Here is a 22,233-nt window from a genome sequence, read left to right as displayed (position 1 = left end):
ACGTTGGGCCCATGCCGCTCCGAGGCGTAGGTCGCTGCACGGGGACGGTGTTGCCTAAGCAACGGCGGACCTGCCTGGCACCGGGCGCGGTGGGTTCCTCATAGTCCGCGAAGAGGGCGGTGCCGGCATCCTCCTGGCTTCCGACAAATCATGCCCGTGTAGAAGCCTTAACGGAAGTCTGCGACTTATTGAGCCCGACGCATCGGATGTATACCACCGGTCGTCTCGGGGCCTGACGGCGCCACGCTTCCTCCTTGGACCCGTGATCGACAAACTCGACCTTCTCCTCGCCCTGTCGCGTGAGCACCATTTCGGGCGCGCCGCGGAGGCTTGCTGCGTTACGCAGCAGACCCTGTCGGCTGGTGTGAAGAGCCTGGAGAATCAACTCGGTACCCGCCTGGTGCAGCGCGGCTCCCGGTTCCAGGGATTCACGCCGGAGGGCGAACGTGTTCTGGCCTGGGCCCGGCGGATCGTCGCCGATGCGCGAGCGATGCGCGAGGATGTCGCGACCCTGCGCCGGGGACCGGCAGGACACCTGCGCATCGCCGCGATCCCGACCGTCCTCCCGATGATCGCGGCGCTGACGACGCCCTACCACCTGCGCTACCCGGACGTGCGCCTGAGCGTTCTGTCGGCGACGTCGGCGAACATCCTCGACCTGATCGAGAATCTCGAGGCGGATGCCGGTCTCACCTATCTCGATCATGAGCCGCTGAGCCGGGTCACGGCGATCCCGCTCTTCCAGGAACGCTACCAGCTTCTTACCGCGGCCGGCGGGACGCACGACGGTCGGACGAGCATCAGCTGGTCCGAGGTGAGCCGGATGCCGCTCTGCCTGCTGACGCCGGACATGCAGAACCGGCGCATTGTCGATCAGCAACTGCGCGCTTCGGGGAGTGCCCCTGCGCCGACCCTCGAGTCGAATTCGATGATCGTCCTGATGAGCCATGTGCGCACGTTGCACTGGTCGAGCATCATGCCGGCCGCGCTGACCGACGCCCTCGGGCCGATGCCGGGCCTGCGCACGATCCCGATCGTCGAGCCGGATATCGCGCACACGATCGGCCTCGTCGTGCCGCAGCGCGAACCGGCGACGCCGATGGTCGCCGCGCTGGTGGGCCTCGGTCGACAATTGGCGCGAACCCTGGATGGGCGGATCGGGAATGCGGATTCGTCCCGCGCCTGCGCCGTCGACGCGCGTCGGGACAGTCTTCGATGATACGGGCGCGTGCGGTGTCCGGATTGATCCGAGAAACGATGCCGCCGCTGCGATCCGGTTCTGCGACCGACGCAGAGAGACGCGAAACCGCGCCGTCATCTCGATATCCCGTAAGCGCTGAGTTTCCGCCATGATCAAGTCTGGTCTGATCGCCCGCGTCTCCGAGCAGTACCCACATCTCGGAAGCGCGGCGGTAGACGCCGTCGTGAACGCCATCCTGGCGCGGATCGCCGAAGCCCTCGCGGCCGATGACCGGGTCGAATTGCGGGGCCTCGGGGTCTTCTCAACGGTTGCCCGCGCGCCGCGCCCGGGGCGAAACCTGGCGTCGGGGGAGCCGGTCCTGGTGGGAGAGAGGCGCATCATCTCCTTCCGGGCGAGCCGGACGATCGCGGCGCAGCTGCGTCGGTCCGTGGCGCCGATCATCCTCCGGACGAGAGACCCGGTCGTCAGATCGTCACTCCAGCCCGCCTGCACCGCCGATCAAGCGCGTGCGGCTTAGCGTCCGTCGCCGTCGCGCGCGCGGCACTGTCGCTCCGTGACCTGCACGGGGCTCGGACATCCCGTCCGTAGGCGATGCCGGTCGGACCGACTACATTGACGCGGACACCCGCTCGGCTGGGAATTGCTCTCCTGTGAACACGGCCCCGTTTCCACGTCCGCATGGTGAGCGTCGTCGTTCGCTTCGCGCCTCCCTTCGCCTCGTTCCCTTGCTGGTCGGGTTCGGTCTCAGCGGGCCGGTCGAGGCGCGGCCTTTCACCGATGCCGCCGGCCGGACCGTCGAGGTTCCGGAGCGCCCCACCCGCATCCTGGCGGCCGGCCCGCCGGCCTCCGTCCTGCTCTACACCCTGGCGCCGGACCGGATGGTCGGCTGGATCCGCAGCCCAACCGCGGAGGAAAAGGCTTACCTCGCACCCGCGACCCGCGACCTGCCCGCAACGGGGCGCCTGACCGGGCGCGGCGGAACGGCGAACGTCGAGGCGGTGCTCGGCCTGAAGCCAGATCTCATCCTCGACGTCGGCAGCACGGCGCCGACCTACGTGTCCCTCGCGGATCGAGTCCAGGCCCAGACCGGAATTCCCTACGTGCTCCTGGACGGGCATTTCGAGAAGACCGCGGAGAGTTATCGGAATCTCGGCGCTCTCCTCGGGCTGGAGGCGCCGGCGACGGACCTCGCGGGCGCGTCCGAGGCCGCGGTGGCGGATGTGGCCCGGGTCATCGCGACGGTGCCGGAGGAGCGGCGCCCCCGTGTCTACTACGCTCGCGGGCCGAAGGGACTCGAGACCGGACTCGGTGGATCGATCAACGTCGAGCTGCTCGGTGTCGTCGGAGCCCGCAACGTCGCGGCTGCGGCGGGGCCCGGCGGGATCGCCACCGTCTCGCCGGAACAGGTGCTGGCTTGGGACCCGGACGTGATCCTCACCCAGGATGCCGGCTTTCGGCGTGGGATCGCGCAAGACGCGCTCTGGTCCGGGCTCCGGGCCGTGCGCACGGGCCGGGTCTACCAGGTGCCGGCGCTACCCTTCGGTTGGTTCGATGCGCCGCCCGGGGCCAATCGCCTGATCGGCATCCGTTGGCTGGCGCAGGTGCTCTATCCGGACCTGTTCCCGACCGGCCTGGAGGCGGCGACGCGGGACTTCTACCGGCGCTTCTATCATGTGGATCTCGATGACGGGCAGGTGGCGGCGCTGCTCTCTGGCGCCGTCGCCGGTCCGAAGCCGTGACGCATGAGACCGAGATCCTTGCGCCGCCCGGGCGGGCAAGGCGCCAGGCCTGGGTGCGGATCTGGCCCGTCCTGGTGTCGACGCTGGGTCTCCTCATCCTGGTGGTCCTCGCACTGGCCACGGGACGCTTCGCCGTTCCCCTGAGCGACGTGATCGAGATCCTCGGTGCCCGGCTCCTCGGCCTGCCCGCGCGGACAGACCCGGCGATGCAGACGGTCATCCTCCAGATCCGCCTGCCCCGTGTCCTCGCCGCCCTGGTGGTGGGTGCCAGCCTCGCCGCCGCCGGGGCGACCTACCAGGGTTTGTTCCGAAATCCCCTGGTCTCGCCGGACATTCTCGGGGTCTCGGCAGGGGCGAGCCTCGGGGCTGTGCTCGGCATCTTCCTGGCCCTGCCCGTGGGCGCGATCCAGGGGCTCGCCTTCGCGGGCGGCCTCACGGCGGTCGCTGCTGTCTACGCGGTGGGCGCGGCGGTGCGCGGGCAGGACCCGGTGCTGACACTGGTCCTGGCCGGCGTCGCCATCGGGGCCGTGCTGGGCTCGGCCATTGCGCTCCTGAAGGTCCTCGCGGACCCCTACAACCAGTTGCCGGCCATCACCTACTGGCTTCTCGGGAGCCTGGCTTCGGTGAATTTAGGGGATGTCGGCGCAATCCTGCCGGCCATCGGCCTCGGTCTGGTGCCCCTGGTGCTCCTGCGCTGGCGCATGAACCTGATGGGTCTCGGGGAAGAGGAAGCCCGCGCCCTCGGGGTCGAAACCCGGGTCCTGCGTCCGGTCCTGATCGCCGCCGCGACCTTGGTCACCGCCGCGTCGGTGTCGGTGACGGGTGTGATCGGATGGATCGGCCTCCTGGTGCCGCACGTGGCCCGACTGCTCGTGGGTCCGGATTTCCGCCGACTGCTACCGGCTTCCCTGGTCCTCGGCGCGGGCTACCTGCTCGCCGTCGACCTCGTGGCGCGCACCATCGCCCCGATCGAGGTGCCGCTCGGCATCCTGACCGCGCTCATCGGCGCGCCATTCTTCCTCTGGCTCCTTGCCAGCGGCCGGCGGGGCTGGGCCTGATGCTGAGCGTCGAGGATCTCGCCTTCGGCTACGGACGCCGTCGCATCGGCGCGGGCGTCGCCCTCACCGTCGAGCCCGGCGAAGTGCTGTGCCTGCTCGGTCCGAATGGCGGCGGCAAGACCACGTTGTTCAAGACCCTCCTGGGTCTTCTCCCGCCCCTCGGCGGCCGCATCTGCCTCGACGGGGAAGACATCGGCCGCTGGTCCCGGCGGCGACTGGCGGCGAGCCTCGGCTACGTCCCACAGGCACAGAGCGGATTCTTCCCGTTCCGGGTGCGTGACGTCGTCCTGATGGGGCGCGCCAGCCGGCTCGGCGTCTTCGCGAGTCCCGGCGCGGCCGATCATGTCGTGGCCGAAACGGTCCTCCAAACCCTGGAGATCGGGCACCTCGCGGACCGGGTCTATACCGAGATCAGCGGCGGAGAGCGCCAGATGGTGCTGATCGCGCGCGCGCTCGCCGGCGCGCCCCGGATCGTCGTGATGGATGAGCCCACCGCCAGCCTCGACTTCGGCAATCAGGCCCGGGTGCTCGGCCAGATCCGGCGCCTGTCGCGCGCCGGGATCACCGTCATCCTCTCGACCCACGACCCGGACCACGCCTTCCTGTGCGCCGACCGCGTGGCCCTGCTGCACGAGGGCCGCCTCCTCGCCCTCGGAACTCCGACCGCGACGATCACGCCCGAAACCCTGGCGCACATCTACGGCGTCGCCGTCGCGGTGGTACCACTGCCGGGTCATGGGCACGCCGTCTGCGCCCCGCTCCTACCGGATTAGGGGCGCGGATCTCCAGGGCCGGCAGTCCCTGTTCCTATGCCTCACAGGGTCTGGGCAGGCCGGTATCCGGATGTCCGGCACGCACGCTCGGTGAGAGCCTCGGCGAGGGAATCGAAGGTGGCGTCGACCAGGGAATGAGCGGTTGCGAGGTAGTAGCGCTCCCAGCCCACGGAGAGAAAATCGAGTCCGAACCGGTCGGCCGCCGCCCGTGCGCCGAGCCCGGCATCGGCGGCGCCGTAGGCAATCACGGCAGCGACCGCCTGATGGGTGAATTCCTCGGTGGCGTAACCCCGGATCCGGTCGGCTGAAATGTCGTGTTGGGCCAGCAGGCGATCGAACCAGACGCGCGTGCCCGAGCCCTTCTGGCGGTTGACGTACCGGGCTCTCCCCGCGGCGAGGTCGGCCACGCCCCGGATGCCGAGGGGATTGCCCGCTGCGAGCATCAATCCCTGCTCACGCTCGAACAGGATCCGGATCCGGAAACCGGGATTGGCCGCGAGCTCTGCGAAGGCGGGACCGGCCGAAGGCCAGTCTACGGCACCGCAGTGGAATCCGGCCGCATCGGCGCGGGCTTCGGTCAGGCGAGCTACGGCATCCTCGCTGCCGGCGATCGCCAGTGCGAGCCCCGGCCACGTCGCGGCAACGTCCATGAGGAGCAGGTCGTGGCTGGCGACCAGCGTGACCGGGCGCGGGGCTCCGGTCAGGACGGGCGCGAGGCGCGCGCCGATGACACGCGCTTCCCGGGCCATCGGCATGGCGAGACTGGCCGAGGCCATACCGAGGGACTCGCGCAGTAGCACACCCGTGAGCGTCAATGCGCTGCCGTGCCCGCGCGTCTTCTGGACGAGCTGGTGCCCGAGCGCGGCTTCGAGCGCTCGAAGGCGTTCCCAGCCCGCCCGGTAGGAGAGGCCGAGCGCGGTGGCGATGCCCTGAACGGAGCCCGTCTCTGCGATCGCGTCCAACACCGTAACCGTCTCGGCGACCGAGATGCGGTGAGACCCTACGGTGATCGTGCCGCCCACAGCGAGATCGATGTCGATTGGCATGTCATCGGATGTCTGCGTCATATTGCTGTCGGCATAACATCTTTCTACGCGTTTGTGACCAGCGAGCACGCTTGGGGTGGCCACAAATGACAGGATCCAATCGTATGAAGCGTGAGCCGGAGATCGGGACCGGTCCTGCTCCGGTGTTGGCTTGCGCCGCTCGCGATCCGGGGTCGGTGAGCCCCGTAGCTGCCTCCTGCAAATCGCAGATTTGAACTTGGCTCCCACCCTTCGAGCGACGCACGCCTTCGGACCGTCGCGCCTCGCGCGCGACGCGGCGTTTCCCCTCCAATTGCAATTCTCACCGTCGGAGATTCCAGGCCTCGCGGCCGGGTATCGGATCGACGTGAAGGAGCAAGCGGCCTTCGCCGCCGGCGCGCGCATCCGGAACGGCGGCTGCACGCGCGAGAATCTGGCGCCCATTCTGACCTGGAAGGTCAGCGACCGTGGCCGGTCGCGTCAGCAGAGGAACAGTGACGAGGAGGTCGCCGATGCTCTGCGAACGGCGTTGCTCGCCACGACTCCACGAGTGGCCGTGTCGGTCCTGACCGGTCTCTCCGGAGTTGCCGTCCCGGTCGCGTCCGCGATCCTGGCAGTCATCCGGCCGGATCAGTACGCCGTCATCGACCCTCGCGGCCTCAAGGCCCTCGGCTGGGGACCGCTCGAGATCGGCGCGAAGGCATCCCTGCCGCTCGACCTCTACCTCCACTACCTCGCGTTCTGCCGGGACCTTTCCCGAAGCTGCGGCATCACCCTCCAGGATTTGGACCGCGCCCTCTGGGAATGGACGAAGGTCGCTGACCTGCGACCCGGGCTCCTGCCAAGTCTCTTGCCTAGTCTCCTGCCAGGTCTCCTGCACGGCCGGGAGGAAAATCACGCACCGCGCTGAGCGAGAGACCTGGGCGGCGAGTCGGGCCGGTCTCTGGGGCAGCAGCGATGGCGGCGATCCGCGATCCCAATTAGCCGCTCCGTTCGGAAGCTCCGGTGCAGCGTCGAGCGGGGGGTCGGGTATTCGCCGCCAGTGTCCGGCGATCTGCGATGACGGCCATCGTCCGAGCTGAGTGAGGGATCGACGCTTGCAGCCCCCCGGGGGGCTCACGAACCGTTGACGGGGCACAACCCGGAACGGAGCTTGGATCGATCGGTTCACCTGAAACCCGATCCGGCCCGGAGTTCGTGACCTTGCAAGCCCCCGTTCGCTACAGTCCCGATGTCGAGGTGGTGACGTCCGATGAGGACGTGACCATCGCGCAGCTCAACCAGACCTTCGACAAGATCCACGGCATCCTGGAGGGCGAGCTCCGCATCGATGACGCCCTACCCGAAGAACTTGCGCAAGGCCTGTTCGCCCGGCCTGGGACGCACAAGGTTCTGATGCGCCTGTCTACCAAYGCGGGTGACATCCTTCCCGACGCCGTGTCCCTGCCGCGGGGGCTGGCGCTGAAGGTGCTGGACGTCGMGGGCGAGCGGCTGCCGGGTGCCGAAGGTGCCACGCAGAATTTCATCATGGTCAACGGCAAGGTCTTCCAGGCTCCGAGTGCCGACAAGTTCCTCGGCAGCCTGAAGCTGCTGGCCGGCACCACGGATCGGGCCGAAGGCCTGAAGGTCGCAGCCTCGACGGTGCTGCGGGGCGTCAACAAGGCGCTTCAGGCCGTGGGCGTGGAGAGCACGACGCTGGCGTCCCTCGGCGGTGCCCCCAACGTCGACCCGCTCGGCGAGACTTACTACAGCGTCACGCCGTTCCGGTACGGCANTGGGCGTGGAGAGCACGACGCTGGCGTCCCTCGGCGGTGCCCCCAACGTCGACCCGCTCGGCGAGACTTACTACAGCGTCACGCCGTTCCGGTACGGCGACTACGTCGCCAAGTTTTCGGTCGCCCCAGTTGCCCCGGCGCTCACCGCGCTGACCGGTCACCAGATCGATGCGTCCGGTCGCCCCAATGCGATCCGCGAGACGGTGCAGTCCGAGATGCGCGCCATTGAGGGTGTCTGGGAGTTCCGCGTCCAACTTTGCCGCGATCTCGAGCGCCAGCCTGTCGAGGACCCGACCGTGGAGTGGAACGAGGCGGAAGCCCCCTTCCAACGCGTGGGGCTGATCACGGTCCAGCCGCAGAACAGCTGGGATGCGACGCGCGTCCAGGCGGTCGACGAGGAGATGCGCTTCAGCATCTGGACGGGGCTCGCCGCCCATAAGCCCCTGGGCAACATCAACCGCGCTCGCAACGCGCCCTACAGGCACTCGNGTCGACGAGGAGATGCGCTTCAGCATCTGGACGGGGCTCGCCGCCCATAAGCCCCTGGGCAACATCAACCGCGCTCGCAACGCGCCCTACAGGCACTCGGCCGAGTTTCGCCAACGCTTCAATGGCTGCCCGATCCACGAGCCCGGCACGGTGCGTTGAGGCCCGGTGAACTCATGCCGACGGTCGGCAATCGCGCCCGATGCACGTGACTGAGGCGCGGCGAGACCGGGCGCTCATGACACCCGCTCGCTGCTCTGCTGGCGTTCGAGCCTCGCCTCGCTGACTCGATCCGTGGTGGTGTTCTCTCCGGGATCCCACCGCGATCCATCAGCGATGTTGGCTCGAAGACCTCCTCCTGGCGATTCGCTTGCCGCGGGAGGGGCGGTATCTCGGCTACCTTCGCAGTCATCGCCGTCGCGGCCGTCACCCTCCTGCTGCGGGTCTGTCGGGAAGCGCGGCGGCGGATCAGATCTCGATACAGATCTTTCCGAAGTGCCGGTTGCTCTCCTGGTGCCGGAACGCCGCGACAAGATCCGCCAGGGGATAGCGGCGATCGATGATCGGACGCAGCCCGCAGGCCTCGATGCCGCGGACCATCTCGATCTGCTGGCGTCGACTGCCGACCAGCACGCCTTGCAGGCGGATCTGCCGAAGCAGGGCGGGCACCAGGGGAAGTGGTCCGGCCACACCAGTCAGGATGCCGATCACCGAGATGTGGCCGCCCACCCGCACGGCCGCCATCGACTGCTCCAGGGTCGCGGGACCACCGACGTCGAGGACGTGGTCCACGCCGCGCCCGTCGGTCAGGCGCCGGGCCGTTTCACCCCAGGTGATGTCGGACTGGTAGTTCAGGACGTGATCCGCCCCCAGAGCACGCAGGCGCTCGAGCTTTTCCTCGCTCGACGAGGTGGCGACCACCGTGGCGCCGGCGGCTTTCGCAAACTGCAGGGCGAAGAGCGAGACGCCGCCGGTTCCCTGAACCAGGACGACGTCACCGCTCTTCAGCCCCGCATCCCCGTGCAGAGCCCGCCAGGCCGTGAGCGCCGCCGTCGTCAGCGTCGCCGCCTCGGCATGGTCCCACCCTCGCGGTGCGTGGGTGAAAGCCATCGCGGACGCAGTGACGCGCTCGCGGGCGTACCCGTCGATGCCGTCGCCCGGCACGGTCGCGAATCCCTCGACCTGGGGATTTCCCTCCGTCCAGGTTGGAAAGAAGGTGCTGACCACGCGGTCGCCCACGGCGAACGCGTCGACGTCCGGTCCCAGGGCCTCGACCTCACCGGCCCCATCCGACATCGGCACGCGCGGCTCGCTCGGGCCCCACATGCCGCTGACCACGGCGTAGTCGTGATAGTTGAGCGAATTGGCCCGCAGGCGGACGGTGATCTCGCCGGGGCCGGGCTCGGGAACCGGTCGCTCGCCGAAGCCGACGGTGTCGAACCCACCACCGGGTTGAACGATCACTGCGCGGGATGTCGATCCAGTCATTCTCAACCTGTCCGTTTCGCCGGCGCAACGTACCGGCCCTGCAGGGGGCGAAATCCGTGCCGGGAATGGGGGCGCCGGACTTCCATGGTGTCCGCAGGCTCGGCGCCTGTCGAGACAGTGTGGCCGGACTCCGCCGGGATGAAGCAGCCCAGTCCGGATCGCGCAGCAACCGTCGCATTGTGGACCATCGTCGTTCGCGCTTAAGAACGACTCCAAGTTCAGCCAGTCGACGCACCCAGCGTCGACGCTGCCCTGAGGATCGTCATGCGTTCATCCAGCACCAAGTACGCTCTTGCGGCCGGTATCGCTCTTGCTGTCGTGACTGCTGCGCCGGTCTGTGCCGAGGAGGCAACGACCGCCGAACAGACCATCAACGTCATGAACAAGCTGTTTGGGTCGCATCCGGGTAAGCGCGCCAACCATGCCAAGGGCGTGGTGGCGGAGGGCAGCTTCACGCCTTCGGCCGAGGCCGCGCGGATCAGCAGGGCGTCGCTGTTCCAGGGACCGCCCGTTCCGGTGACGATCCGGTTCTCGGATGCGACCGGCGTGCCGACGATCCCCGACGGCTCGAAGAACGCGAATCCGCACGGGATGTCGCTGAAGTTCAAGCTCGTGGATGGCTCGGAGATGGACGTCGTCCTGAATGCACTCAAGTACTTCCCGGTGGCGACCGGCGAGGCATTCCGCGACCTGCTCCAGGCGGTCGCCGAGAGTGGCCCGGACGCGGCGCATCCGACCGCTCTGGAGCGCTTCACCGCGGCGCATCCGGCAGCGGCCACGGCCGGCGGCACGGCCCAGACCCCGTCGAGCCTGGCTAGGCAGACCTATAACGGCGTGAACGCCTTCATCTTCGTCGACAAGGATGGCAAGCGCCAACCGTTCCGCTTCCGCGTCGTGCCTGTCCAGGGCGAAGACATTCTCTCGCCCGAGGAGGCGGCCAAGCGCGAGCCGGACTATCTGATGGCGGAAATCGGTCCCCGCGTCGCGAAAGAACCGGCTCGCTTCACCATCCAGGCGCAGCTCGCCGCGCCGGGCGACCCGACCAACGACGCCACCAAGCCCTGGCCCGATGATCGAAAGATCGTCGACCTGGGCGTCCTTACGGTCTCCAAGGTCGTGCCCGACAGTGCCGAGGCCGAGAAGGCGCTGCTGTTCATGCCGAACGCCCTCACGGATGGCGTCGAGGTCTCCGACGATCCCCTGATCGACGCCCGGGTCCAGGCTTACGCCGTCTCGTTCGGACGCCGGAGCCAATAGGCTCGGTCGCTCCCGGATCCGCTCTCACCGGGTGGTTCCGGCGGCCGGGGCACCCGAGGCTCCGGGCCGTGACGATGCTGAGCCTTTGTCGGAGGCCGCATCGGAACCGGTGCGGCGGCTGCCATCTTCGATCGCGCCGGAGCCGGTCAGTCCGCCGGCTCCCACGCTCGTCGTTCCGGAACCTGCGGGACCGCGCGATCCCGACTGGGACCCGTCACCCGCCTTGCCCGAACCGTCCACGGCAGATGCGGATCCCGCCAGGCCGATCAGGATCGCGCCTGCGATCAGAGGGGCGTGCATGGACATCGTGCGAAGTCTCCGTCGTCCGTCGGACCGTTCCGACTCGTCCGATCCAAGAAGCCTCGCGCCGCACCGGGTGTTCCCGGCACCTCCGGAGAGGCTTCGCTGGCCCGGCGCCGAGACCAACCGGGCCTTTGGCGGGCCCGGGCACCCTGCACACGGTGGCCCCTATGGCGGGTACCGCAGACATGGGGGCGCGGCTTCGCCACAGGAACAGCTCCCTGACCACGCCGGTTTACGCGTCAGGTCTATCCCACGGGGCTTTCCATGAAGATGTCCGCTCCCCTGTTGAGCGCCGGCGTGCTCACGATCCTGATGACATCGTCCGCTCTGGCGCAGGGGTTGCTGGCCCCGGACGGCCGCCGCGGCGTCATCATCCAGAACCAGCCCAACACGACCGGCAACAGCCGCGACCTGGTGATTTCGTACGGGGCCACGGGGGCGGATACTGTGACCACGAATTCGGCCGCCGGGGGCAATGCGAGCCGGCCGGAGCAAGCCTTTCCCAACGGCAGCGCCAACGGTGGACCGGGCGGCCGCTGACGGTCCTGGCGGGTATCGACTCCGCCCGGGGACAGCTCTGGCAAAGTTCCCCGTCACCGATGGGTGCGTGCCACGTGATCCCGTTCCTGGCCTGCTGCGCCGGCCGTTGTCGGAGCCGGAGCGTCCTGGCATGATGCGGCATGCCGCAAACGTCCTACCCCCGCTGGTCGCCCGCCGAACTCGTCGATGAACTGCGTGAAGCCGCCGAGGAGATCGCTCCCGAATTGAATGGGATCAGGGCCGAGGAAACCCTCGAGGGTGAATCGGCCCAGATGATCGAGGAGATGGCGGACGCCCTCAAGCGGATCGCGAGCGGGGCACCGCGTCCTCAAGACATCGCACGTGAGGCGCTGGCCGCGCAGACGCCCCGCAAGCCGATCGGGCGGCCGCAGCCGGTATCGCGCAAGCCGACGAAGCCGCGGCGCTGATCGAGGGGCTTCCAGGTACCTGTGCTGCGCTGGGCCGCGTCCGGGCCGCAGCCAAAAAGCTCGGTCTAACTTAAGGTTACCGCCGCTATGGCCATTGCTGCTGGCGCCTCCATACTGGCGGAGGATCGTGCGAACTGGTAGGTCACGATCAGGTTGGAATGCGGTCTATGGCGGGTCGGCCGGCGCGATACGCTGAGCTCCCCATGAGGCGAACCTGAGAATGTCCGTGTCTGCCGGCGCATCGATTCACCCGATCATTCTCTGTGGCGGTTCGGGCACGCGGCTCTGGCCGGCGTCGCGGGAGAGCATGCCCAAGCAGTTCACGCCGCTGGTGGACCCCAAGACCTCGACCTTCCAGGCCACCGCCCAGCGCCTGAGCGATACCGGCGTCTTCGCGCGCCCCACCGTGCTGACCAGCAGCGATGCGCGCTTCATCGTCGCCGAGCAGCTGCAGCAGGCCGGCATCGCGGCCGACATCATCCTCGAGCCCGAGCGGCGCGACTCCGCCGCAGCGGTGGCGGTCGCCACCCTGCACGCGGCCCGGCGCGACCCGGAGAGCGTCGTGCTGATCATGGCCGCCGACCACGTCATCGGTGACACCCCCGCCTTCGTGGCCGCTGCCAAGGCCGCCGCGGCCGGCGCCCGGGCCGGGGCCATCATGACCCTCGGGATCACCCCGACTTCGCCCGCCACCGGCTACGGCTATATCCGCGTCGGCGCGGCCCTTTCGAGCGGCGCGGGCAACCATGCGGTCGAGCGCTTCGTGGAGAAGCCCGACCACGACGGCGCCCTGCGGCTGATCGACGAGGGCGCCCTCTGGAACTCCGGCTACTTCCTGTTCCGCGCCGACGTGATGCTGGCCGAGCTCGAGGCCCATGCCCCGGAGATCCTGGCGGCCACGCGGGCGGCGCTCGATGCGGCCGTGACCGACCTGGACTTCGTGCGCCTTGACGCGGACGCCTTCGGGCGGGCCCCCAAGACCTCGATCGACTACGCCGTGATGGAGCGGACCCGGCATGCCGGCGTGCGTCCGGTCTCCTTTGCGTGGTCGGATGTCGGCACCTGGGACGCGGTCTGGGACGTGCTGGCGCACGATGCCGACGGCAACGCCGTCCGGGGCCGGGTCGAGACCATCGACACCCATGGCAGCCTGATCCACAGCGAGGGCGAGCACCTGACGACGGTGGTGGGCCTGGACGACGTCGTCGTGGTCACGACGCCCGACGCCGTCCTGGTGACCTCGAAGGCCCGCTCGGGCCAGGTGAAGGACCTTGTCACCCGCCTGCGCGAGAAGGCCCACCCGGAGGCGGACGCGCATCGGCGCATGTACCGGCCCTGGGGCTGGTACCAGCGGATCGACATCGGCGAGCGCTTCCAGGTCAAGCGGATCATGGTGACGCCGGGCGGGCGGCTGTCGCTGCAGAAGCACTTCCACCGGGCCGAGCACTGGGTGGTGGTCAAGGGCACGGCGGAGGTCACGCTCAACGAGTCGGTGGTGCTGGTGCACGAGAACGAAGCGATCTACCTGCCGATCGGCTCGATGCACCGCCTGACCAACCCGGGCAAGATCCCCCTGGAGCTCATCGAGGTGCAGGTCGGCTCCTACACCGGCGAGGACGACATCATCCGCGTCGAAGATATCTACGGACGGTGAGACACGGGCGTTTCCCTGCAAGGCTCCCGAAGAGGCTCTGGAACGCACACAAGGCAAGTGATCGCCTCCAACGGTGATGCGCCGCCGGCGTATCTTGACCGTCTGCAACGCCAAAGCCGCCGAGAAGACTGGTCCGGGGAGACGGACGCCAGGGCTCGATTATCCGGGGGCCTGTCGATCTTGCAGGGCCTGACGCACACGCGATCGCGCGAGCAGGACGCTGCAGGGGATGATGATACACGTTATGATCGTGAAAATGTCTTCAGGCGGCGAACCTCCGATGGGCGCTCCGCCGTCTCAGCAGGAAGGCCACTCGTCCCTCACCGGCTCGAGATGAGCGATTTCCGGCGTGTCGAACGTCTTTAGGTCTCGTCCGAGATGACCTCGACGGTACCCACGACCCGCTCGATATCGAGCGACAGATGCGCCCGGAAAAGGACCTGCGCTTCGTCGCCACGCACGATCGCAAGATAGTCCTGTCGCTCGGTCTCGATGCTGAATTCCTGTGCAATCTTGGCCATGATGCGCACGAGCTTCGTGCGCACCGCATCTTCGTCGGACAATTCGAATCCGACCTTGTCCTTGACGAAGTTGGCTCCGTCGTGGAGGTCGATGAAAAAGCGTGGCATTGACAATATTACCCGTGGGAATTTATCCCACTCCATGGAATTAAACTAGGCCGTTCGCGGGCCGAGTGCAATCGGTGGTCCCTGCTTAGGTCTGCTACGAGACAGATTTGTCAGCCTCGTGGCCTGCGCGACCGAATGACAGTGTCTTGACCAGCCTCTGTCCGCTGCGAAGGTTCGTGTCATTGAGCAACGCGCGGGACAAGGCGGCGACCGTTGCGGTATCACGCCTCACCTGCCCACCCGCTCAAGTTGCCCGCGCATGTTCTTCCCCCTGTCGAAGCTGCTCTATTTTCTCGTGACGCCTTCGAACGCCCTTGCCCTCCTGGTGCTTCTCGGGATCGGATTGGCGGCAGGAGGATGGCTTCGGAGCGGCCTCTGGATCGGCGGCCTGGCTGCCCTGTTCCTTCTCATTGCCGGTCTGTCACCCTTGCCCGTCCTCATCGCCCTTCCCCTCGAGGAGCGATTTCCCGCCTTCGTCGACGATGGTGCGCCGGTGACCGGGATCATCGTTCTCGGCGGTGCCATCGAGACCCGGCTCTCGGCGGATCGCGGTCAGCTCCTTCTCAATGACGCGGCCGAGCGACAGGTCGCGATGGCGGATCTGGCCCGCCGCTATCCGCAGAGCCGCCTCGTCTTCACCGGCGGCAGTGGCAGCCTCGCCGGAAGCAAAGCCTCGGAATCGGAGATTGTCGGTCGCTACGCCGACACGATGGGCCTGCCGCGCACGCGCCTGATCCTCGAGGATCGCTCGCGCAACACGCGCGAGAACGCCCGCTTTACCGCCGACATGGTCAAGCCGCAGCCGGGGGAGCGCTGGCTCCTCGTCACGTCAGCTTGGCACATGCCCCGGGCGATCGGCTGTTTCCGTGAGGCCGGCTTCGGCGTCACCGCCTATCCGGTGGATTATCGCACCGGCGGTTGGGGCGACCTCCTGCACGTCAACGCCTTCGCGTCCGAGGGGCTGGCACTCCTGGACATCGTCACGAAGGAGTGGTTCGGCCTCGTCGCCTACCGGCTCAGCGGCTACACCGATGCCCTGCTGCCGGCGCCTCAGGCCTCGTCCGGCGTCGAGGCTGCGGCGCCGAGCCGGTAGATACCGCGGAAGTCATCGGGGTCCTCGACCGGCTTTCCCTTGCGCAGGATCGCCACTTCGCCGGCTTTTGTCATCCGTACGGCAATCCGACGGATCGGCTGCATCAGAGGGCTCCAGTCGTCCGGCTGCGGTCCCCCGAGTTCCCGGGCCACCTCCGACGGGCAGATGGTCTTGCCGGGGTCGCGGGCCGCGAGAAGGCGCAGGATCGTCTCCGCGAATAGCGCTTCGGACGGCCCCTTGCGTTCGGGGCGACCCGTGGATTTCGGTTCCGGCTTCGCCGCGGCCTTCGGGGGAGGCGCCGGGGGCACCTTCGAAGCGGGGATCTTCGGGGAGGAGGTGCGCTGGCGCGTGGGCTTCTTGGGAATCGTCATGGCTGCCATCCCTGCCCTGTCCCGTCGTCTTCCGCCAGCAGGGCGGCGCGAATTCGCGAGGCGAATTGCCGTCGCCACATGACCAGCACCACCGCCGTGGTCGTCAGCATGAGGAGCCAGGGGCTGACGAACCAGCCGAGATAGGCCAGCGCGAAGAAGAAGGCGCGCTGGCCGCGTGCGAAGTGGCTCCCGGCGGCGATGTTCATCGCAGCCGCCTTGCGCGCCGCGCGCAGCATCTGCTCCGGCGTCGCATCCGAACCTTTCGGCGGCACTGCGCCGAGGAGGATCGCACCGTAATTGAACAGCCGGTAAGCCCAGGAGAACTTGAAGAAGGCGTAGACGAAGACGACGGCGAGGCCCGCCACCTTGATCTCCCAGGTCAGGCGCGTGGCGATGGCGCCGAAGGGAAGCGTGCCGAACAAGGTGAGGACGTCGTCGCCCGAGCGCGACAGGGTCAGCACGCCGCCGAGGGCGATGAGCGAAGTCGAGGCGAAGAAGGCGGTGCCGTTCTGGAGCGAGGCGTTGATCGTGGTGTCGACGACGCGGTTGTCGCGCCCGATGAGCTGGCGCGTCCACTCCGCCCGCTGCGCGTTCATGATCTGGCTGAGGCTGGTACGGCGCCCGCGCATGCGCGCCACTGCGATCCCGTAGCCGGCCCAGGCCGCTACGAAGTAGCTGAGGGCCGCGAGATCGAGGTAGGAGAAGTCGGCGGTCAGCATCGCGTCCGGTCTCTCGACGACCGATCGCCGGGCGTCCCGCCCGGGCGCTAGCGCGGATGCCGACGCGCTGTCCAGACGACGAGGCATCGGATGTGTCTCACCCGGGACGAAGCGTCAGCGGATCGCGAAACCGGCCTCCTGCGGTAGACCCGCATCCTCCGTCACGGCGATATCCGTGACGCGGGCGCCGGGCGGGCCCTGCCGGCAGGCTTCGAGCATGCGCGCCACGGCGTCGGGGGCTCCGGAGAACAGGGCCTCCACGGACCCGTCCGGCCGGTTGCGGACATGCCCGGCGAGGCCCAGGCGATCCGCCTCGCCGCGTGTCCAGAACCGGTAGCCGACGCCCTGGACCCGGCCCTGGATGATCACCGCGACGGTTCGGATCTCGGGCATCGCAGTCTTGTCCTCGGTGGCATCAGTGATGGCGGGGGGTGCGAAAGACGACATCGCACCCGCCGATGAAGAGGGACCTTCGCGCGCAGCATCCCGTGCGGATCCGGCCGGTGTTCGGAGCGCAAAGCCGAGCCCGGGCGATCGAAGACCATCCCGGGACCGGACCTCAACCGGCGCGCCCGCGCCGCCAGGTCTGCAACTCCGCACGATAGGCGGCCGGCAACTGTGCGGCGGAGGCGGCGGCCAGGACGGCTTCGAGGTAGCCCGGACGCGGCGCCCCCGTGGTGCTGGTGCCGCCGAGATAGATCAGCGCCCGCTTCGACCCGCCCGGCACCGAGACCGGCTGCATCGCCTTGACGTAGAGGCCGGAGGCGACGCCCTCGTAGCGGTCGAGGGCCGGGACGTCCCCGAGGGCCAAATCCCACAGTATACCATGCACGGTCGCGCGTGGGTCGCGCACCACCGAGGCGTAGCCCTCGCGCATGATGATGAAACGGTGCAGGTTGAGGCGGCCCTGCCCGATCAGGGTCGAGCGCGGGCAGCGCGCGGCCATGGCGACGGCATCCATGTTCGCGCCGTAGGCGAAGTACAGGGGCATCGGCCGGGTCCCGGGAGGCCGACCCGGAGCGCTCCGCGTCCCGGGACAGGACGCGGAGCGCTCCGGGGCCGGCGGCGCGTCAAGCGAATTCGAGGATGACCGCGTCGACCGCGAGGCTGTCGCCCTCCTTGGCGGCGATCTTGGCGACGGTGGCGTCGCGCTCGGCTCGGAGCACGTTCTCCATCTTCATCGCCTCGACGATGGCCAGGGGCTCGCCGTTCTTCACCTCCTGGCCTTCCTTGACCAGGATCGCCTTGACGAGGCCGGGCATCGGGCAGAGCACCTGCTTGCCGGAACCGACATCCTCCTTGACCGGCATCAGGGCGGCCAGGGCTGCCTCGCGCTGGGTGTAGACGCGGGCCTCGGCCGCGGCGCCGGCGTGCTGCAGGGCGACGCCGTTGAGGAGGCCGCGGACCTGCATCGCCACGCGGGTCCCGCCGATCTCGCCCTGCCAGACGGGCTCGCCCGGGCGCCAGTCGGAGGAGACCGGCCAGGTGGTGCCGTCCGCGCCCGTGACGATCAGGGTCCCGCCGACGGCGTCGACGGTGACCGGGTAGGACTCGCCCGCCAGGACCACGACGCGGTCGCGCTCGAAATGCAGCAGGGCCGGATCGCGCATCTGGCCCGAGATGCCGCGCTTGCGCTGGTTCATCTTGTGGTCGATGGCGGCGGCGGCGGCCGCCATGCGCTGGGCGATCGCGCCCTTCGGCTCGGGGGCGACGAAGCCCTCCGGGAACTCCTCGGCGATGAAGCCGGTGGAGAGGTTGCCCGAGCGCCAGCGCGGATGCGCCATCAGGGCGGCGAGGAACGGGATGTTGTGGCGGATGCCCTCGATGGCGAAGGCGTCCAGGGCCTCGCCCTGGGATTCGATGGCCTCGGCCCGGGTCGGGGCCCAGGTGACGAGCTTGGCGATCATCGGGTCGTAGTGGATCGCGATCTCGCCGCCCTCCTCCACGCCGGTGTCGTTGCGCACGGTGGCGCCGCCGAACTGGCCCTCGGCCGGCGGCCGGTAGGTGGTGAGGCGCCCGATCGAGGGCAGGAAGTTGCGGGTCGGGTCCTCGGCGTAGACGCGGCTCTCGACGGCCCAGCCGTTCAGCCTCACGTCCGCCTGGCCGAGCGGCAGGGCCTCGCCGGCCGCGACCCGGATCATCAGCTCGACGAGGTCGAGGCCGGTGATCATCTCGGTGACCGGATGCTCCACCTGCAGGCGGGTGTTCATCTCGAGGAAGTAGAACGACTTGTCCTGGCCGGCCACGAACTCGACGGTGCCAGCGGAGTCGTAGTTCACGGCCTTCGCCAGCGCGACGGCCTGCTCGCCCATCTTGCGGCGGGTGGCCTCGTCGAGGAGCGGCGACGGCGCCTCCTCGATGACCTTCTGGTTGCGGCGCTGGATCGAGCACTCGCGCTCGCCGAGATAGATCACGTTGCCGTGCTTGTCGCCGATCACCTGGATCTCGATGTGGCGCGGGTCGGTGATGAACTTCTCCACGAAGACGCGGTCGTCGCCGAAGGACGAGGCCGCCTCGGACTTGGCGCGGGCGAAGCCCTCGGCGACCTCGCCGGACGAGTGTGCGATGCGCATGCCCTTGCCGCCGCCGCCGGCGGAGGCCTTGATCATCACCGGGTAGCCGATCTCGTCCGCGATGGTGACGGCGTGCTCGGGGCTCTCGATGACGCCGAGGAAGCCCGGCACGGTGGAGACCTTCGCGGCCGAGGCGGCCTTCTTGGATTCGATCTTGTCGCCCATCGCCGCGATGGCGCCGGGGTTGGGACCGATGAAGACGATGCCGGCCGCTTCCAGGGCGCGGGGAAAGGATTCGCGCTCGGACAGGAAGCCGTAGCCCGGATGCACGGCCTGGGCGCCGGTCTGCTTGCAGGCGTCGATGATCTTGTCGATCAGCAGGTAGGACTGCGCCGCCGGGGCCGGACCGATATGCACGGCCTCGTCGGCCATGGCGACGTGCACGGCGTCGCGGTCGGCATCCGAGTAGACCGCCACGGTCTTGATGCCCATGCGCCGGGCGGTCTTGATGATGCGACAGGCGATTTCGCCACGGTTCGCGATCAGGATCTTGTCGAACATCTTTCCGCGCACTCTGGTCCGTCAGGGAACATGCGGCGTCTTACAAACGCCCAAGCTCGTTCCCGTTAAAGCAGTTATGCGGCTTCGGGAAGCTGATGGATCCAGGCCAGAGGCCTGTTTATGCACGGGCGCGGGGCACAATCTTACGGTGCGATGCACCATATGATTTTGAATGCGAAATATCAGGGACCGGCGGCTCTTAGGCCGCCAGCAACTCGCGGATCCGGTCGGTCTCGGCGGTGGCGCGGTTGGCCGCCAGCGCGAAGGCGATGAGGGCTTCGTCGCTGGCCTGGGCCTCGCGCACGACCTCGCGGGCGAGGCGGGCGGCGAGACGGGTCGGGCCGCTGCCGGCGCGCAGGGTGCTGACCAGCCAGGAGGCCACGCCCGCATCGATGTAGCCGGTGGGGCGCTCGCCCCAGACGGCGAAATCCACCACCGCCGCGACGAGGTAGTCGCCGAAGCTCGTATCCGCGAAGGTGACGATGCGGTCGAGGGCGATCAGCATGTCGGCCTCGTCGCGGCAAACGAAGCCGTCGGGGAGGACATCGCGCGCCAGGATCCGGACATCCTCGGCGGTGATGCAATCGGCGGCCACGATACGGTTACAGAAAACCTGAAGCGAAAGGTTGATCATCTCTTGATGCCTCCCCGGCTTTGTCTTGGCCGGTCTGTGTCTCTGTCGATGGTTCGACTATGCAGGACGGCATCGTTCAAGCGGTTAACGGGCAAATCTGAATCAATGTTCAGGTTAAAGCCTGCTCACGAATGAGCCTTTCGAAATCATGACGGTCCGGGGCCGGCAAACCCGTTCAGCGCCGCCCTCCCTGCCCCATCCGTCCTGCCCCGCCTCGCCTCCCCGCCCGACGGGCGAAGCGGGCGTCCGGTCAGCCCGCGAGTCCGGGCCCGAGGATCCGCATGTCGAGGCGTCCCTCGGCGTCGCGGAAGACGTCGTAGGTCACGCGATCGCTGATCGTGTTGTCGGCGCCGAAGATCAGCACCTTCGGCTTGCGCGCGATCACGTCGTCGATCGCGCCGTAGGTCGCGGAGGCGATGATGACCTCGTCGCCCACCTGGCAGGTGCGGGCGGCGGCTCCGTTCAGGATGCAGCAGCGCGATCCCGCCGCGCCGTAGAGCACGTAGGTGCTGATCCGGGCGCCCGACATCTTGTTCCAGATCTCGACGAATTCGAGGGGATCGAGTCCGACCTCCCGGCAGAACTCCGCGTCGAGGGTGATCGAGCCGTGATAGTTCAGGTCGGCACCCGTCACCCTGAGGCCGTGCAATTTGGCGCGGACGAAACTCTGCATCGGTCTGGCTCTCCCTCGTGCGGCCGCGTTGTTAGGCGGGGCCGTGCCGGGATGCCAGTTCAAACTGGGGACGTCCGGAAGGCGACGGGCGCGGGCTCGGAGCGCGGGCGCTCCGCTCCCCGGTGGGCCGACCCCGCCGAAGGGCGGACCGGTCCCGGGCCGCTCAGGAGAGCCGGGACGATTCGTTCAGGCCCCGGATCCAGCCCCGCAGGCGTTCGGCCTCGAGATCCGCCGGGGGACGACCCTCCGGGGCCCGGATCTCGGCGCGAAGCTGGCCCGGCGCGAGGCCGTAAGCGTCCTTGAAGGCCCGTGAGCCGTGGCTCGGCGTGGCGAACCCGAGGGTCCAGACCAGGGTCGAGATCCGCACGTCCCCGCGGCTCCGCAGGATGGCCGAGCGCAGGCGGGCCACCCGGCGGCGTACGATCTCGCGCCCGACCCCGCCGACCGGGGCGAAGGCCCGGTAGAGGGAGCTGCGGGACATGCCGGAGCCGGAGGCGACCGCGTGCACGTCGAGGTCGCGCCGCCCGAGATGCGCGTCGATGAAGAGCAGGGCACGCAGGCGCCGGGCCGCGTCTCCCGCGTCGTCGTCGCCAGCCAGCCAGGCCGGCAGGTCGCTGGCCGGGCGCAGCAGGCCGGCGATCAGACGGCTTCCGCCCCGAAGGGCCTCCGGGGTGCCGGATGCCCCCCGGGCCAGCGACAGCACCGCCTCGGCGAGGGCCGGGAAGGCATCCCGCGGGAGCACCCGCCCGTGCAGGTCGCGCAGGTTCGGCATCGCCGCTTCCACCACGTCGCGCGGCAGCGAGACCGTGACGTAATCCGCATCGTACAGGACCGTGCGCTGTGGACGCGTCGTGTCGAACAGGACGGCGTCGCCCGCGGCCAGGAGGCGCTCGGCACCGGGAGCGCCCGCCAGCATGCGGCCCGAGCGCAGCACCTGCAGGTTGACGTGCTCGAGCGCGTCGCGCCGGACGCGCGGCGCTTCGCGCTGGTGGATGGCACCGGCGACCTGGCGGTCGAACAGGAGCAACCCGGCGGCGCGACGGACCCTGACGGCGGCCTGGAAGTGGTCGCCGATCCGCGAGACCGTCGAGCCGATCGCGTAGAGGTCGTGGTAGGCCGCGAAGCGGTTCGGCGCATTCTGGGCCAGCGCCTCTTGGGGTAGCGCCTCTTGGAGGAAGACGGCCTCGCCGACGGCAGTCCGCTCCGCGTTCGAAGCATCGACCGGGGCCCTCCGGTGCTCCGGGGGAGGCGGCAGGCGCTCCGATGATCCTGCCCGCATCGCCCACTCCGGGCGCTCCGCGCCTACCTTGCAG

The 22,233-nt window shown here is 68.8% G+C and carries 22 protein-coding genes and 3 pseudogenes; 14 read left to right on the top strand and 11 right to left on the bottom strand.

Annotated elements, in window-relative coordinates; all coding sequences use genetic code 11:
- The first annotated feature begins 262 nt into the window (after positions 1–262).
- From ASF58_RS14310 to ASF58_RS14290, 5 genes are all read left to right on the top strand, one after another.
- Entirely contained in the window at positions 263–1,219 is a 957-nt protein-coding gene (locus tag ASF58_RS14310) for a LysR family transcriptional regulator (RefSeq protein ID WP_082513062.1), read from the top strand.
- A 130-nt stretch (positions 1,220–1,349) separates the two neighbouring features.
- Positions 1,350–1,718: an HU family DNA-binding protein gene (locus tag ASF58_RS14305; protein WP_082513061.1), complete on the top strand. Its 369-nt coding sequence runs from the start codon at positions 1,350–1,352 to the stop codon at positions 1,716–1,718.
- A gap of 208 nt (positions 1,719–1,926) precedes the next feature.
- Positions 1,927–2,940 carry an iron ABC transporter substrate-binding protein gene (locus ASF58_RS14300; RefSeq protein WP_082513060.1) on the top strand — a complete coding sequence of 338 codons (1,014 nt, stop codon included), beginning with the start codon at positions 1,927–1,929 and terminating at the stop codon, positions 2,938–2,940.
- Positions 2,941–2,993: 53 nt separating this feature from the next.
- On the top strand, positions 2,994–3,998 hold the full coding sequence (locus ASF58_RS14295) for an iron ABC transporter permease (protein WP_244477337.1): 1,005 nt from the start codon (positions 2,994–2,996) through the stop codon (positions 3,996–3,998).
- Entirely contained in the window at positions 3,995–4,771 is a 777-nt protein-coding gene (locus ASF58_RS14290; RefSeq protein ID WP_055953836.1) for an ABC transporter ATP-binding protein, read from the top strand. Before ASF58_RS14295 ends, ASF58_RS14290 begins: the two co-directional genes overlap by 4 nt.
- Before the next feature lie 41 nt (positions 4,772–4,812).
- Here ASF58_RS14290 and ASF58_RS14285 read toward each other — a convergent pair whose 3' ends face one another.
- The gene (locus ASF58_RS14285) at positions 4,813–5,901 is read right to left on the bottom strand and encodes a substrate-binding domain-containing protein (RefSeq protein ID WP_244477323.1); all 1,089 of its coding nucleotides are present in this window, start codon (positions 5,899–5,901) and stop codon (positions 4,813–4,815) included.
- Positions 5,902–6,034: 133 nt separating this feature from the next.
- On the opposite strand from ASF58_RS14285, the gene ASF58_RS14280 reads away from it, so the two are divergent.
- From ASF58_RS14280 to ASF58_RS27140, 4 genes and pseudogenes are all read left to right on the top strand, one after another.
- A complete protein-coding gene (locus ASF58_RS14280; RefSeq protein ID WP_156375678.1) occupies positions 6,035–6,706 on the top strand; it encodes a hypothetical protein in 672 nt (223 codons plus the stop codon).
- Positions 6,707–6,999: 293 nt separating this feature from the next.
- A pseudogene (locus tag ASF58_RS27150) lies at positions 7,000–7,473 on the top strand (catalase); the annotation flags it as partial.
- 98 nt (positions 7,474–7,571) lie between these two features.
- Positions 7,572–8,059, top strand: a pseudogene (locus tag ASF58_RS27145) (catalase); the annotation flags it as partial.
- Between the two features lies 1 nt (position 8,060).
- A pseudogene (locus ASF58_RS27140) lies at positions 8,061–8,219 on the top strand (catalase); the annotation flags it as partial.
- Between the two features lie 306 nt (positions 8,220–8,525).
- Here ASF58_RS27140 and ASF58_RS14270 read toward each other — a convergent pair.
- Positions 8,526–9,545 (bottom strand): NAD(P)-dependent alcohol dehydrogenase, encoded by a 1,020-nt coding sequence (locus tag ASF58_RS14270; protein ID WP_055953273.1) that lies wholly within the window; start codon positions 9,543–9,545, stop codon positions 8,526–8,528.
- 264 nt (positions 9,546–9,809) lie between these two features.
- Here ASF58_RS14270 and ASF58_RS14265 point away from each other — a divergent pair, with 264 nt between their 5' ends.
- From ASF58_RS14265 to ASF58_RS14250, 4 genes are all read left to right on the top strand, one after another.
- A complete protein-coding gene (locus ASF58_RS14265; RefSeq protein ID WP_055953270.1) occupies positions 9,810–10,802 on the top strand; it encodes a catalase family peroxidase in 993 nt (330 codons plus the stop codon).
- Between the two features lie 567 nt (positions 10,803–11,369).
- Complete coding sequence (locus ASF58_RS14260; protein ID WP_244477322.1) at positions 11,370–11,645, top strand: hypothetical protein; 276 nt, start codon at positions 11,370–11,372, stop codon at positions 11,643–11,645.
- A gap of 140 nt (positions 11,646–11,785) precedes the next feature.
- Complete coding sequence (locus ASF58_RS14255; protein WP_055953264.1) at positions 11,786–12,073, top strand: hypothetical protein; 288 nt, start codon at positions 11,786–11,788, stop codon at positions 12,071–12,073.
- Between the two features lie 220 nt (positions 12,074–12,293).
- Complete coding sequence (locus ASF58_RS14250; RefSeq protein ID WP_055953262.1) at positions 12,294–13,727, top strand: mannose-1-phosphate guanylyltransferase/mannose-6-phosphate isomerase; 1,434 nt, start codon at positions 12,294–12,296, stop codon at positions 13,725–13,727.
- Between the two features lie 362 nt (positions 13,728–14,089).
- On the opposite strand, the gene ASF58_RS14245 is transcribed toward ASF58_RS14250, so the two are convergent.
- On the bottom strand, positions 14,090–14,356 hold the full coding sequence (locus tag ASF58_RS14245; RefSeq protein ID WP_055953258.1) for a hypothetical protein: 267 nt from the start codon (positions 14,354–14,356) through the stop codon (positions 14,090–14,092).
- Positions 14,357–14,615: 259 nt separating this feature from the next.
- Here ASF58_RS14245 and ASF58_RS14240 point away from each other — a divergent pair, with 259 nt between their 5' ends.
- The gene (locus tag ASF58_RS14240; protein ID WP_055953255.1) at positions 14,616–15,449 is read left to right on the top strand and encodes a YdcF family protein; all 834 of its coding nucleotides are present in this window, start codon (positions 14,616–14,618) and stop codon (positions 15,447–15,449) included.
- Here ASF58_RS14240 and ASF58_RS27135 read toward each other — a convergent pair.
- From ASF58_RS27135 to ASF58_RS14200, 8 genes are all read right to left on the bottom strand, one after another.
- On the bottom strand, positions 15,407–15,655 hold the full coding sequence (locus ASF58_RS27135; protein ID WP_055953833.1) for a DUF3253 domain-containing protein: 249 nt from the start codon (positions 15,653–15,655) through the stop codon (positions 15,407–15,409). The genes ASF58_RS14240 and ASF58_RS27135 overlap by 43 nt on opposite strands.
- Positions 15,656–15,816: 161 nt before the next feature.
- A complete protein-coding gene (locus ASF58_RS14230) occupies positions 15,817–16,539 on the bottom strand; it encodes a DUF599 domain-containing protein (protein WP_055953252.1) in 723 nt (240 codons plus the stop codon).
- 114 nt (positions 16,540–16,653) lie between these two features.
- Positions 16,654–16,932 (bottom strand): acylphosphatase, encoded by a 279-nt coding sequence (locus ASF58_RS14225; RefSeq protein WP_055953250.1) that lies wholly within the window; start codon positions 16,930–16,932, stop codon positions 16,654–16,656.
- Between the two features lie 166 nt (positions 16,933–17,098).
- Complete coding sequence (locus tag ASF58_RS14220) at positions 17,099–17,530, bottom strand: gamma-glutamylcyclotransferase family protein (RefSeq protein WP_055953247.1); 432 nt, start codon at positions 17,528–17,530, stop codon at positions 17,099–17,101.
- A 79-nt stretch (positions 17,531–17,609) separates the two neighbouring features.
- Positions 17,610–19,613 (bottom strand): acetyl/propionyl/methylcrotonyl-CoA carboxylase subunit alpha, encoded by a 2,004-nt coding sequence (locus tag ASF58_RS14215; RefSeq protein ID WP_055953245.1) that lies wholly within the window; start codon positions 19,611–19,613, stop codon positions 17,610–17,612.
- Between the two features lie 199 nt (positions 19,614–19,812).
- Entirely contained in the window at positions 19,813–20,247 is a 435-nt protein-coding gene (locus ASF58_RS14210) for a hypothetical protein (RefSeq protein ID WP_055953242.1), read from the bottom strand.
- A gap of 250 nt (positions 20,248–20,497) precedes the next feature.
- Entirely contained in the window at positions 20,498–20,920 is a 423-nt protein-coding gene (locus tag ASF58_RS14205) for an aspartate 1-decarboxylase (RefSeq protein WP_055953239.1), read from the bottom strand.
- Positions 20,921–21,083: 163 nt separating this feature from the next.
- Positions 21,084–22,199, bottom strand: a complete 1,116-nt coding sequence (locus tag ASF58_RS14200; protein ID WP_055953236.1) for an AraC family transcriptional regulator — start codon at positions 22,197–22,199, stop codon at positions 21,084–21,086.
- Between the last annotated feature and the right edge of the window lie 34 nt (positions 22,200–22,233).

Source organism: Methylobacterium sp. Leaf125, assembly GCF_001423085.1.
Lineage (GTDB): Bacteria > Pseudomonadota > Alphaproteobacteria > Rhizobiales > Beijerinckiaceae > Methylobacterium.
This window is presented reverse-complemented; position numbering and strand designations above follow the sequence as displayed.

Coding starts and splice junctions, on each gene's coding strand:
- ASF58_RS14305 (WP_082513061.1), top strand. CDS start 1,350: ATGATCAAGTCTGGTCTGATCGCCCGCGTCTCCGAGCAGTACCCACAT.
- ASF58_RS14270 (WP_055953273.1), bottom strand. CDS start 9,545: ATGACTGGATCGACATCCCGCGCAGTGATCGTTCAACCCGGTGGTGGG.
- ASF58_RS14265 (WP_055953270.1), top strand. CDS start 9,810: ATGCGTTCATCCAGCACCAAGTACGCTCTTGCGGCCGGTATCGCTCTT.
- ASF58_RS14260 (WP_244477322.1), top strand. CDS start 11,370: ATGAAGATGTCCGCTCCCCTGTTGAGCGCCGGCGTGCTCACGATCCTG.
- ASF58_RS14255 (WP_055953264.1), top strand. CDS start 11,786: ATGCCGCAAACGTCCTACCCCCGCTGGTCGCCCGCCGAACTCGTCGAT.
- ASF58_RS14250 (WP_055953262.1), top strand. CDS start 12,294: ATGTCCGTGTCTGCCGGCGCATCGATTCACCCGATCATTCTCTGTGGC.
- ASF58_RS14245 (WP_055953258.1), bottom strand. CDS start 14,356: ATGCCACGCTTTTTCATCGACCTCCACGACGGAGCCAACTTCGTCAAG.
- ASF58_RS14240 (WP_055953255.1), top strand. CDS start 14,616: ATGTTCTTCCCCCTGTCGAAGCTGCTCTATTTTCTCGTGACGCCTTCG.
- ASF58_RS14230 (WP_055953252.1), bottom strand. CDS start 16,539: ATGCTGACCGCCGACTTCTCCTACCTCGATCTCGCGGCCCTCAGCTAC.
- ASF58_RS14225 (WP_055953250.1), bottom strand. CDS start 16,932: ATGCCCGAGATCCGAACCGTCGCGGTGATCATCCAGGGCCGGGTCCAG.
- ASF58_RS14220 (WP_055953247.1), bottom strand. CDS start 17,530: ATGCCCCTGTACTTCGCCTACGGCGCGAACATGGATGCCGTCGCCATG.
- ASF58_RS14215 (WP_055953245.1), bottom strand. CDS start 19,613: ATGTTCGACAAGATCCTGATCGCGAACCGTGGCGAAATCGCCTGTCGC.
- ASF58_RS14210 (WP_055953242.1), bottom strand. CDS start 20,247: ATGATCAACCTTTCGCTTCAGGTTTTCTGTAACCGTATCGTGGCCGCC.
- ASF58_RS14205 (WP_055953239.1), bottom strand. CDS start 20,920: ATGCAGAGTTTCGTCCGCGCCAAATTGCACGGCCTCAGGGTGACGGGT.
- ASF58_RS14200 (WP_055953236.1), bottom strand. CDS start 22,199: ATGCGGGCAGGATCATCGGAGCGCCTGCCGCCTCCCCCGGAGCACCGG.